This is a genomic window from Chitinimonas sp. JJ19 (assembly GCF_036961565.1).
In the GTDB taxonomy this organism is placed as follows: domain Bacteria; phylum Pseudomonadota; class Gammaproteobacteria; order Burkholderiales; family Chitinimonadaceae; genus Chitinimonas.
Map to the genome: position 1 here is coordinate 1 of NZ_JBAMDD010000008.1, position 11405 is coordinate 11405.

General features: G+C 61.8%; 11 protein-coding genes. 1 reads left to right on the forward strand and 10 read right to left on the reverse strand.

Features of this window, described 5'->3' with window-relative positions; genetic code table 11:
- The 10 genes from V7714_RS11320 to V7714_RS11365 form a co-directional block, all read right to left on the reverse strand.
- Positions 1 to 426: hypothetical protein (locus V7714_RS11320; RefSeq protein WP_335709817.1), on the reverse strand; the 426-nt coding region annotated here is incomplete at its 3' end.
- 357 nt (positions 427 to 783) lie between these two features.
- Positions 784 to 1824 (reverse strand): sulfate/molybdate ABC transporter ATP-binding protein, encoded by a 1041-nt coding sequence (locus tag V7714_RS11325; RefSeq protein WP_335709818.1) that lies wholly within the window; start codon positions 1822 to 1824, stop codon positions 784 to 786.
- A 136-nt stretch (positions 1825 to 1960) separates the two neighbouring features.
- Entirely contained in the window at positions 1961 to 2839 is an 879-nt protein-coding gene (cysW, locus tag V7714_RS11330; RefSeq protein ID WP_335709819.1) for a sulfate ABC transporter permease subunit CysW, read from the reverse strand.
- 9 nt (positions 2840 to 2848) lie between these two features.
- The gene (gene cysT, locus V7714_RS11335) at positions 2849 to 3682 is read right to left on the reverse strand and encodes a sulfate ABC transporter permease subunit CysT (RefSeq protein ID WP_335709820.1); all 834 of its coding nucleotides are present in this window, start codon (positions 3680 to 3682) and stop codon (positions 2849 to 2851) included.
- A gap of 62 nt (positions 3683 to 3744) precedes the next feature.
- The gene (locus V7714_RS11340) at positions 3745 to 4746 is read right to left on the reverse strand and encodes a sulfate ABC transporter substrate-binding protein (protein ID WP_335709821.1); all 1002 of its coding nucleotides are present in this window, start codon (positions 4744 to 4746) and stop codon (positions 3745 to 3747) included.
- Positions 4747 to 4839: 93 nt separating this feature from the next.
- Complete coding sequence (locus V7714_RS11345) at positions 4840 to 5994, reverse strand: trans-sulfuration enzyme family protein (protein ID WP_335709822.1); 1155 nt, start codon at positions 5992 to 5994, stop codon at positions 4840 to 4842.
- Between the two features lie 75 nt (positions 5995 to 6069).
- Entirely contained in the window at positions 6070 to 7437 is a 1368-nt protein-coding gene (locus V7714_RS11350) for a cystathionine beta-synthase (RefSeq protein WP_335709823.1), read from the reverse strand.
- Between the two features lie 150 nt (positions 7438 to 7587).
- Positions 7588 to 8112, reverse strand: coding sequence for a hypothetical protein (locus V7714_RS11355; protein WP_335709824.1), 525 nt, complete (start codon positions 8110 to 8112; stop codon positions 7588 to 7590).
- 76 nt (positions 8113 to 8188) lie between these two features.
- A complete protein-coding gene (locus V7714_RS11360; protein ID WP_335709825.1) occupies positions 8189 to 8827 on the reverse strand; it encodes a peroxiredoxin in 639 nt (212 codons plus the stop codon).
- 132 nt (positions 8828 to 8959) lie between these two features.
- Positions 8960 to 9958: a sulfate ABC transporter substrate-binding protein gene (locus tag V7714_RS11365; RefSeq protein ID WP_335709826.1), complete on the reverse strand. Its 999-nt coding sequence runs from the start codon at positions 9956 to 9958 to the stop codon at positions 8960 to 8962.
- 293 nt (positions 9959 to 10251) lie between these two features.
- Between V7714_RS11365 and V7714_RS11370 the strand changes: the two genes are divergently transcribed.
- Positions 10252 to 11403, forward strand: a complete 1152-nt coding sequence (locus V7714_RS11370; protein WP_335709827.1) for an efflux RND transporter periplasmic adaptor subunit — start codon at positions 10252 to 10254, stop codon at positions 11401 to 11403.
- Positions 11404 to 11405 lie beyond the last annotated feature (2 nt).

An 11405-nucleotide genomic window follows, 5' to 3' on the forward strand; every position in this document is an offset into this window, starting at 1 on the left:
GCCGTAGTCGCGTACGCTGCCGGCGCGATCCAGGAGGATGAAATAGGTGATGCTGCCCTTGGGCCGTGGCTCGACAGAGGCAGGCTGGCGCTTGGTCATGTCGAGGTAGAGGCGCAATTGGCCAATGTAGTCGGCGGTGGCGGCGCCCATGGCGTCGCTAAGGGTGATGAGGCTAACTGGATCTGCGTGCTCAGTGCCAACCTCGGGAGCGCCGGGGGCCGACACGGTGGCCAGGTCGACTTCAGGGACGGCAAACTCCATCGCCGGGGTCACCTCTGGCGCGGTCTCGCGAGCGGCAGACGGCAATGCTGCGTCGCTGCCAGCTTCGGGCAGCAGGCCAAGACTCAGGGAGATGACTTGCGCTTGCGGCACGCCAGCGGGCAAGGCGGTATGCAACAGGCCGAGCAACAGCAAGGCATGCAACATGACGGCCACCCCCATGCCAAGGGCGGGCTTCAGCTGGGGAGTATTTGCGCTATCGGGGGTAGCGGGACGGCGGAGGGAATAATAGGGGATTGCGGGTAAATAATGCTGGGTACTGACCATGAAACTATCTAAGCAATACTGATAACTTTATATTTTAGCACATAAAACAGGCAGGAGCCATAAATACCCTTTCTTATCAATTAAGTAGCCGCCCGCTTCGGCCAGGCGCCTTATGCCGATCAAGGCAACATCCGCCCAGGTCACCCACCCAACCCGCCATGCGGTATTGACCAAACCAATAGCCCAGCATTAGATGACTGCCAGCCACCACACAGCCTAACAGGGCGGCCCGTAGCGCTAAATCGCATAATCCTCAGCAAACACCCTGGCCGAACGTGGCCGTATATAGACCCGCTCACCCGAGGCATAGCGCTGGCCGGCGTAGGCATCGCGGCTCAGTTCGGCCTCGACCGGGTCGCCGTTTTCCAGGCTCAGTTCCAGCCGCACGATAGAGCCGATAGCCCGGACATGATCGATCTTGGCAGCCAGTGTCTGCGGCGCCGGCTCGCGCAGCAGTTCGATATCGTGTGGCCGCACGTAGGCCACGGCGCCGTCGCCTGCCACGGGGTGCTCGCCCACCTGGGCAAAACCGCCATGTACCCGGCTGTGGAACAGGTTTACATCACCGAGGAACTGATAAACGAAGGGGGTGGCGGGCGTGTCATACACCTGTTCGGGCGTGCCTACCTGCTCTATCCGCCCCTTGTTCATCACCACCACGCGGTCGGCCACTTCCAGCGCCTCTTCCTGGTCATGGGTCACGAACACCGAGGTCACATGCACTTCCTCGTGCAGGCGCTTGAGCCAGCGGCGTAGCTCCTTGCGCACCTTGGTATCCAGCGCGCCAAACGGTTCGTCCAGCAGCAATACCTTTGGCTCTACAGCCAGGGCGCGGGCCAGGGCGATGCGCTGGCGCTGGCCGCCTGATAGCTGGGCCGGGTAGCGGTCAGCCAGCCAGTCCAGCTGCACCAGATTGAGCAGCTTATGCACCCGCCGCTTGATTTCGGTATTGTTGGGCCGTGTGTGCTTGGGCCGTACCCGCAGGCCAAAGGCCACGTTCTCGAACACCGTCATATGCCGGAACAGAGCGTAGTGCTGAAAGACAAATCCTACCTGGCGCTCACGCACATGGGTGTCGGTGGCGTCTTCGCCATGGAACAGTATCTGGCCGCTATCCGGCGTCTCCAACCCGGCGATGATGCGCAGCAGGGTGGTCTTGCCACAGCCCGATGGCCCCAGCAGCGCCAACAGCTCGCCGGTCTCAACCTTGAGATTGACCTTGTCCAGGGCAGTAAAGCTGCCGAACTGCTTGGCGATCGATTGGATTTCTATGCTCATTGCGAGTCACCTGTAAGAGCCTGCTACGGGTTTAATTCGTTGAAAACTGATGCCAGTTCGATGGCTGACGCGTGCCGGCGAGGATGGGCGCCATCCCACACCGGCCTCCCTAAGCTGCATGCCATGCCTTACCTCGTCATGTTTCGTAAACGGCTGCGCGCTCCGCCGCCATCTGCCGTTCGGTCTGCCATTCCACCCAGGTCTTGGCCACCAGGGTCACCAGCGCCAGCAGGGCCAGGATGGAGGCGCAGGCAAACGAGGCCACAAAGTTGTACTCGTTGTAGAGTATCTCCACATGCAGCGGGGTGGTGTTGGTCATGCCACGGATATGACCGCTGACCACCGATACCGCGCCGAACTCGCCCATGGCCCGAGCATTGCAGAGGATCACGCCATACAGCAGCCCCCACTTGATATTGGGCAGGGTGATCTTCCAGAAGGTCTGCCAGCCACTGGCACCCAGCACCATGGCCGCCTGCTCTTCTTCGGTGCCTTGCGCCTCCATCAGCGGGATCAGCTCACGCGCAATAAAGGGGAAGGTCACAAACATGGTGGCCAGTACGATGCCGGGCACGGCAAAGATGATCTTGATATCGTGCGCTTGCAGCCAGGGGCCCAGCCAACCTTGGGCACCAAAGATCAGCACATAGATCAGGCCCGCCACCACCGGGCTGACCGAGAACGGCAGGTCTATCAGGGTGATCAGCAGGCTCTTGCCCTTGAAATCAAACTTGGCGATAGCCCAGGCTGCCGCCACCCCGAATACCAGGTTGATCGGTACCGAGATAAGCGTCACCGTCAGCGTCAGCTGCAGAGCCGATAGTGCATCGGGCTCCTTCAGCGCCTCCCAGTAAAGCGCCCAGCCCTTGCGCAGGGCTTCGGCAAAGATGGACGCCAGCGGCAGTACCAGGAAGAAACCCAGGAACAACAGCGCGCCCGTCAGCAGCAGCCAACGCACCCATACAGCCTCCTGGGTGGCGGCCGAACGAACCGTGGTTGTGGAAGTGGCCTGCATGTCGGCTCCTTACTTGCGCATGCCGTGGCGGCGCGCATGCCACCACTGGATCAGGTTGATGGCCAGGATCAGGACAAAGGAAATCAGCAGCATCACCGTGGCGATCGCCGTTGCCCCGGCATAGTCGTATTGCTCCAGCTTGCCTATGATCAGCAGCGGTACGATTTCCGACTCCAGCGGGATATTGCCGGCGATGAAGATGACCGACCCGTACTCGCCTATGGCCCGGGCAAAGGCCAGGGTAAAGCCGGTCAGCAAGGCAGGCAGCGCTGCCGGAAAAATGATCTTGCAGAAGGTCTGCCAGCGATTGGCCCCCAGGCAGGCTGCGGCCTCTTCCAGCTCGGCCTCCAAGTCCTGCAGCACCGGCTGCACCGTGCGCACCACAAAGGGCAGGCCGATAAAGGTCAGCGCCACCACCACGCCCAGCGGCTTGAAAGCCACCTGTATGCCCAGCTTGGCCAGTTGCTCGCCTATCAGCCCATTGGGCGCATACAGGGTAGTCAGGGCAATGCCCGCCACGGCGGTAGGCAGGGCGAATGGCAGATCAACCAGCGCATCGACAATGCGCTTGCCAGGAAAGGAGTAACGCACCAGCACCCAGGCCACCAGGAGACCGGCAAACAGGTTGATGACGGCGGCGATCAGGCTGGCGCCAAACGTCAGCTGGTAGGCCGCTACCACCCGCTCGCTGCTGACCACCTGCCAGAACTCGCCCAGGCTCAGGCTGCTGGTCTTGATCACCAGGGCCGACAAGGGGATCAGCACCAGCAGGCTGAGGTACACAATGGTGTAGCCAAATGCCAGGTTGAAGCCGGGCAGGACGCTGGGTTGTTTGAATCGCATGGGGGCGTCAGATCATCGGGGAGTGGAAGGCAGGGGGCGCCACGGCGCCCCCGATGCGGCGATTACTTCTTGGTATAAACCTGGTCGAAACTGCCGCCATCGTCGAAGTGGGCCTTCTGGGCACGACGCCAGCCGCCGAACACTTCATCCACGGTAAAAAGCTTGATGGCGGGGAACTGGGCCGCATACTTCTTGGCGATGGTCGCATCCTGCGGGCGCAGGTAGTTCTGTGCCGCAATCTCCTGTGCCGCCGGAGTCCACAGGAACTTGAGATACGCTTCGGCCGCCTTGCGCGTGCCCTTCTTGTCCACCACCTTGTCCACCACGCTAACCGGGGGTTCGGCACGGATGGACAGCGAGGGGTACACCACCTCGAACTGGCCACGGCCAAATTCGCGGGCAATCATTTCCGCCTCGTTCTCGAAGGTCAGCAGCACATCGCCTATCTGGCGCTGCATAAAGGTAGTGGTTGCGGCACGGCCGCCCGAATCCAGCACCGGCACGTTCTTCAACAGACCTGCCACAAAATCACGGGCCTTCTGCTCGTTGCCGCCCGGCTGGCGCAGGGCATAGCCCCAGGCGGCCAGATAGCTGTAGCGGCCATTGCCGGTCACCTTGGGATTGGGCATCACCACCTGCACACCGGGCTTGACCAGATCAGACCAGTCCTTGATCTGCTTGGGATTGCCCTTGCGCACAATCAGCACCTGCAGGCTGGTAAACGGCAGGCTGTTGTTGGGCAGGCGGCTGGCCCAGCTTTCCGGTATCAGCTTGGCCTTGTCGTGCAGGGCATCGATATCCGGCGGCATATTCATGGTGATCACATCGGCTTCCAGGCCATCTATCACCGCCCTGGCCTGCTTGCCCGATCCGCCATGCGACTGCTGTATCACCAGATCCTCGCCGGTCTTGGCCTTGTAGGCTTTGATAAAGGCCGGGTTCAGATCCTTGTAGAAATCGCGCATCACGTCGTACGAGACATTGAGCAACTCGGGGCCTGCCAGAGAGGCCGCCGACAGCGCAGAGGCCACTGCCGCAGTAAGCAATCGGGTCAGCTTGGTCATATCAGTCACGCCAGATGAAAAAAAGGACGGACTGAGGATATCAGCCCGCCCTTATTCCCATTTAGAATGCTTAATTAAACCTTAATAACCAGATCAACCTATCTGGGCCAGCCCCTGGCGCAAGTCGTCTATCAGGTCGTCCACATGCTCCACCCCAACCGACAGGCGCAGCAAATTGGGGCCGACACCTCGACGCAAGCGGTCTTCCTCGGGAATGGACGCATGGGTCATGGCCCATGGCAGATTGACCAGGCTCTCCACCCCACCCAGGCTCTCGGCCAGGGTAAACAGCTTGAGCGCCGCCAAAAAGCGCCGCACACCAGCCTCGTCTGCCTGCAGGCGTACCGAGACTATGCCACCAAAGCCGCGTGGGAACTGCTGCCTGGCCAGCGCATGCTGGGGATGGCTGGGCAGCCCGGGGTAGATCACATCGGCCACCCCGGCCTGCTGCCCCAGCCATTCGGCTATCGCCTGGGCGTTGCTGCAATGCCGCTGCACCCGCAGCGGCAGGGTGCGCAAACCTCGCAGGGCCAGAAAGCTGGAGAACGGGTCCAATACCCCACCGACAGCATTTTGCAAATAGCCCAGGCGCTCGGCCAGTTCGGCGGTGCGGACGATGGCAGCGCCGCCGATCACATCCGAATGACCATTGAGGTACTTGGTAATCGAGTGCAGCACGATATCCGCGCCGTATTCCAGCGGGCGCAGCAGATAGGGCGTGGCGAAGGTGGCATCCACCACCACCAGGGCGCCAACAGCATGGGCGGCGTCGATGGCTGCCCGCAGGTCGATCAGCTTGAGCAGGGGGTTGGTCGGTATCTCTATCCACAAGAGCTTGGTGGTGGGCGTGATGGCGGCACGCACAGCAGCGGTATCCTCGGGCGCCACATAGCGCACCTTGAGTCCGGCACTGCGATTACGCACACGCTCGAACATGCGGTAGGCACCGCCGTAGAGGTCATCCACCGCCACCACTTCGCTGCCGGCATCCAGCAGCTCCAGCACAGTAGACATGGCCGCCAGGCCCGAGGCAAAGGCAAAACCGGCGACGCCGCCTTCCAGCTCGGCCAGTGCCTTTTCAAATGCGCACCGGGTGGGGTTGCCGCTACGGGCGTATTCATAACCACTGTGCTCGCCCGGCGCGCGCTGGGCATAGGTCGAACTGGTATAGATAGGTGGCATCACCGCGCCAGTCGCGTCCGGGGTGTAGCCCGCGTGCACACTCAAGGTATCCAGGTGTTGTGTCATCGTGTCCTGCTCCTGCTTGGGCCAGGGTCATGGCCCGGTTATCGCGTCAATTACCTGCCTGTCGGTGCCATGCGCCTAGCGCCAGCGTTGCCGCCAGTGGTTGATCAGGTCGGCCTGGGTAATCAGGCCCAGAAAGCGCCCTCGCTCCACCACAATGGCCACATGGCCCTCGTTGAAGGTGCGCAGCAGCTTTTCGGTGCTGTCGGTCGGCGACAAGGTTTCCAGCTCGGTGCTCATGGCCTTGCGCACCGGCAACCGGAAATGCTCGGGCTCATCATGCACCGCCAGCAATAAATCCCATTCGTCGATGATGCCCACCACCTCGGCATCGCCCTCCACCACCGGCAGTTGCGACACATCATGGCGGCGCATGCGGGCGTAGACATCGGCCAGGGTTTCGTCGGGCCGGCAGGTCACGGTTGCCCCCAGATCATGGCGACGGGTGATCAGGTCGGTCAGGTTGCCCTGCTGCGGCAGATGCTTGAGCCCCTGGTCTATCAGCCAGCCCTCGTTGTACTGCTTGGAAAGATACTTGTTGCCGCTATCGCAGATAAAGGTCACCACCCGCTTGGGTTCGGTCTGGGCCCGGCAGTAGCGCAAGGCAGCCGCCACCAGGGTACCGCTGGACGACCCGGCCAGCACGCCTTCTACCTCCAGCAACTGCCGTGCGGTATCGATACTCTCTTCATCGCCTATGCGATAAGCACGATGCACCGCGCTGAAATCGGCCATGGGCGGAATGAAGTCCTCGCCTATGCCCTCTACCCGCCAGCTGCCGGCCTCGCCGTAGCTGCCGGTTTCCACATAGTCGGCCAGCACCGAGCCCACCGGGTCGGCCAGCACGAATTCCACGTCCGGGTCGGCCCGCTTGAAGAAACGCGACAGCCCGGTCAGGGTGCCGGCCGAGCCCACGCCCACCACCACGGCATCCACATCATGCCCCAGTTGCTGCCACAGCTCCGGCCCCGTGCCGTGCTCATGCGCAGCGGGGTTGGCCGGGTTGTTGAACTGGTCGATGTAGTAGGCGCCGGGGGTTTCCTGGGCAATGCGGCGGGCGTAGTCCTGGTAGTACAGGGGGTGGCCCTTGTTCACATCCGAGCGGGTAATGATAACCTCGGCCCCCAGGGCCTTGAGGTGGAATATCTTCTCCAGGCTCATTTTGTCGGGCACCACCAGCTTGAGCTTGTAGCCCTTGCGGGCCGCCACCAGTGCCAGGCCCAGACCGGTATTGCCGGCCGTGGCTTCAATGATGGTGGCCCCAGGCTGCAGCTTGCCTTCGCGTTCTGCCGCCTCGATCATGGTCAGGGCTATGCGGTCCTTGATGGAGCCGCCGGGGTTATGGCTTTCCAGCTTGACGAACAGCTCGCACGGGCCGGTATCCAGGCGGGTGAGCTGTATCAGCGGGGTCTGGCCTATCAGGCCTAGCATGGGATCAAAAGACATGATGAGTCTCTATAACAGGGCTAAGGCCACTGGCCGATTGTGTCGGCACAGCGCCGGAAAAGGGCAGATCCAGCTCCTGGGCGCATGACGCACCGGGGCGGCCGGAAGCCGACATAATGCAGCAAGCAGCCTGCGGTAAGGTGGCTTGGATCAGGATAGCCGGGAAAAGTGCAGCGTAAAGCCTTCACCGAGGTAGCCATCCAGCGTGGCCTGGGGCAAATCCGGTGGCAGCTCCAACACTATGCCGGCGGGCGTCAGGTCGAAATGCGACAGCATGCGGGCAAACGTGCGGCCATGCGCCGTCTTGACGTAATCGAACAGGCGGGGGTGGATGGCAATGACCAGCGGGTCTCGCCGGCCCGCCACCTTGAAATGATTGAGCGCGTGTATCAGCCGGCACAATCGGTCCAGCTTGAGCAGGCCGTCTTCACCCGCCGCCAGGGTAAACAGCTTGCCGGCCGGAAAAGGTTCGCCATCCGGCCCACGCACCTGCAAATCGGCCCGGGCGAGGTGGGCGCCGCCCACCTCGATACGGCTGAAATGACTGCGCAACTCGCACTTGAAGAAACGCCCCACCACACCGCCTTCGTCCAGCACCAGCGGATAGCCTGCTACCCACTGGGTCGGCAGGCTGCCTATCAAGGCAGCCAGCGTCGCCTGCTGATCAGGGCTCATGATGCCTGCACCCCGGCGGTAATCCGAACGGCGTCAAAGGCGTGGCCTAAAAGCGCGTGCTGCATGATGGGCTCCCTCAGCGGTTAGGCTGCGGTGTCAGGCGCAGATAGGGTCGCAAGGCACGGTAGCCCCGTGGAAAGCGGCGCTGTATTTCCTCCGCATCGGTCAGGCTGGGCACGATCACCACATCATCGCCATCCTGCCAGTTGGCGGGGGTGGCAACCTTGTGGTTGTCGGTCAGCTGCAGCGAATCGATCACCCGCAGTATCTCGTGGAAGTTGCGCCCGGTGCTGGCAGGGTAGGTCAGCGTCAGCCGTATTTTGCGCTCCGGGTCGATCACGAATACCGTGCGCACCGTCAGGTTGGCCAGCGAGTTGGGATGGATCATGTCGTACAGCGTGGCCACCTTGCGGTCGGCATCGGCCAGAATGGGGAAGTTGAGTTTGACGTCCTGGGTCTCCTCAATATCGCCCACCCAGCGGTTGTGTGATTCCAGGCTGTCCACACTGACAGCCAGGGCCTTGACGTTGCGCTTGGCAAACTCCGCCTTGAGCTTGGCGGTAAAGCCCAGCTCGGTGGTGCATACCGGGGTGAAGTCGGCCGGGTGCGAGAACAGCAGCACCCAGCTATCGCCGGCCCAGCTATGCAGCGTGATCGGGCCGTCGGTGGATTCCTGAGTAAAGTCGGGGGCGATATCGCCAAGGCGCAGGGTCATCTTTCTCTCCTCTGATCAATACGGGGTAGGGGCTCAGTTTGCTAGGGCAACGGGGGTACTGCAGCTAGGCCGGCCCATAGGGCCGCGCCATGCCCGGCAGATCATGCGCGCCCGGCCACCGCGCACCAACTATCACTTGCTATAGATTTGGTCGAACACACCACCATCGCCAAAGTGGGTCTTCTGCACCTTGGCCCAGCCGCCAAACACCGCATCGATGGTGAACAGATTGACCTTGGCGAACTTGCTGGCGTACTTGGCCGCCACATTGGCGTCGATGGGACGGTAGTAATTCTGCGCCGCAATCTCCTGTCCAGTGGGAGAGTACAGATACTCGAGATAGGCCTGCGCCACCTTGGCCGTGCCACGCTTGGCGGCATTCTTGTCGACCACGGCAACAGTAGGCTCAGCCAGGATGGACACCGAGGGCGTGACGATGTCGAACTTGTCCGGCCCCAGCTCCTTCACCGACAGATAAGCCTCGTTCTCCCAGGCGATCAGCACATCACCAATACCCCGCTCGACAAAGGTCACGGTCGAGCCACGGGCGCCGGTATCAAGCACCTTCACATTCCGGTACAGCTTGCCCACATAGTCCTTGGCGCGGGCCTCGCTACCGCCCGGCTGCTTCAGTGCCCAGCCCCAGGCGGCCAGGTAATTCCAGCGCGCACCACCGGAGGTCTTGGGGTTGGGGGTAATCACCTCCACGCCCGGCTTTACCAGATCGCCCCAATCACGGATGTCCTTGGGGTTGCCCTTGCGCACCAGGAACACAATGGTAGAGGTATAGGGGGCGCTATTGTGCTTGAGACGCTTCTGCCAATCAGCCGGCAGCAGCTTGGCCTTGTCGGCAATCTCATCGATATCGCCGGCCAGTGCCAGGGTCACCACATCGGCCTCCAGCCCATCGATCACCGAGCGTGCCTGCTTGCCTGAACCACCGTGCGATTGCTTGATCTTGACGTCATCACCGGTCTTTTTCTTCCAATCAGCGGCAAAGGCCTTGTTGAAGTCCTGGTACAGCTCACGGGTCGGATCGTAGGAGACATTGAGCAAATCGATACTGGCAGCCTGGACAGACAAGGGCAGCAGAGCAGTGGCGACAAGGGCAGCAAGGATCTTGCGGGACATGGTGCGCTCCGGTTGTTTGTTTTGATGTCGCCACTGTACCGAAGACCATAAATTACAATAATGAATTTGAAATTAGATTTTTATTCCATTTAGAAATATCGTGGGTTTTTCCGGTCACCCGCGCCGTCGCCGTTTGCAGCTTGAATCCGGATACATGTTTATAAACATCTTCGTCATCGGCCAGCAAGGATGCCGATGCTAAACTCAACAAAGCCTGAACTGAACACACTCGCAGTCTGTTGCTAGTGCCATCACTTGGGCCGTCCCACCTTAAACTGTTCCAGAGGAATACCATGTCACGCCCCATTGTTCCCTGGCTGCTTGGCGGCAGCCTTGTTGCCGTCGTCACCTGGGCTGCCATCAAACCCGCTGGCGGCCAGGCAGACAAAGGTGGCCCCGGCGACAAGCCCACCCTGGTCAGCACGGTATTGAGCCAGGCCCAGGATGTACCCTTGCGCTTTGAAGCACAGGGCACCGTCACCGCCTTGAACATGGTGGAACTGCGGCCGCAGGTATCCAGCACCATACGCACCATCCATATCCGTGAAGGCCAGGACGTCAAGGCAGGCCAGCTGCTGTTCACCCTGGATGCCCGCGAGGACAGCAGCCGGGTCGAGCAAAGCAGTGCCGAGCTGGCCCAGGCCCGTGCACAGCTGCAGGAAGCCGAGCGCAACCTGGCCCGCTCCCGCGAGCTGTTGAAACAGCAGTTCATCTCGCAGAGCGCCGTTGACAGCGCCCAGTCCACCGCCGACAGCCTGCGCGCCAGTCTGGCAGCCAAGCAGGCCGCATTGGGCTCGGCCAAGGTGGGGCTCAGCTACCAGAGCATCAGCGCCCCGTTTGCCGGCCGGGCCGGCGCCATCGACTTCCACCCCGGCTCGCTGGTACAGCCCGGCATGGCACAAGCCTTGACCAGTGTTACCCAGCTCGACCCAATAGCCGTCAGCTTTACCCTGCCCGAGCGCGAGCTGCAGCGGCTGCTGGCCGCGCAGCAGGCCGGCCAGGCCCCGGCCTATGTCACGCTGGACAACGGCGAGCGAATCCTGGGCAAGCTCAGCTTCATCGACAACAACGTCAATGCCGATAGCGGCACCATCCGCCTCAAGGCGGAGTTCCCCAATGGCAAGCACCAGCTTTGGCCAGGCTCTTTCGCGCGGGTGGCGGTAGACCTGGGCATGGAAAAACAGGCCGTCACCCTGCCCGCCGGCGCCCTGCAAACCGGCCCGCAAGGCCAGTTTGTCTACCTGGTGGCGCCCGACAATACCGTCAAGCCCCAAGCCATCAAGCTCAGCCGGGTCATTACCCAGGACGGCAAGCAATATGGCGTGGTCAGTGGTCTGCCCGCCGGCAAGAAGGTCGTGGTGGAAGGCGGCCAGAACCTGCGCCCCGGTGCCGCTATCAGCGAAGGCAAGGCCGGTGGTGAAAAACGTCAGGGCAAACCAGGCTGACC

Bases quoted from the DNA above. Each gene is read 5' to 3' on its own strand.
- V7714_RS11325 (WP_335709818.1), bottom strand. From the start codon at position 1,824: ATGAGCATAGAAATCCAATCGATCGCCAAGCAGTTCGGCAGCTTTACT.
- cysW (WP_335709819.1), bottom strand. From the start codon at position 2,839: ATGCAGGCCACTTCCACAACCACGGTTCGTTCGGCCGCCACCCAGGAG.
- cysT (WP_335709820.1), bottom strand. From the start codon at position 3,682: ATGCGATTCAAACAACCCAGCGTCCTGCCCGGCTTCAACCTGGCATTT.
- V7714_RS11340 (WP_335709821.1), bottom strand. From the start codon at position 4,746: ATGACCAAGCTGACCCGATTGCTTACTGCGGCAGTGGCCTCTGCGCTG.
- V7714_RS11345 (WP_335709822.1), bottom strand. From the start codon at position 5,994: ATGACACAACACCTGGATACCTTGAGTGTGCACGCGGGCTACACCCCG.
- V7714_RS11350 (WP_335709823.1), bottom strand. From the start codon at position 7,437: ATGTCTTTTGATCCCATGCTAGGCCTGATAGGCCAGACCCCGCTGATA.
- V7714_RS11355 (WP_335709824.1), bottom strand. From the start codon at position 8,112: ATGAGCCCTGATCAGCAGGCGACGCTGGCTGCCTTGATAGGCAGCCTG.
- V7714_RS11360 (WP_335709825.1), bottom strand. From the start codon at position 8,827: ATGACCCTGCGCCTTGGCGATATCGCCCCCGACTTTACTCAGGAATCC.
- V7714_RS11365 (WP_335709826.1), bottom strand. From the start codon at position 9,958: ATGTCCCGCAAGATCCTTGCTGCCCTTGTCGCCACTGCTCTGCTGCCC.
- V7714_RS11370 (WP_335709827.1), top strand. From the start codon at position 10,252: ATGTCACGCCCCATTGTTCCCTGGCTGCTTGGCGGCAGCCTTGTTGCC.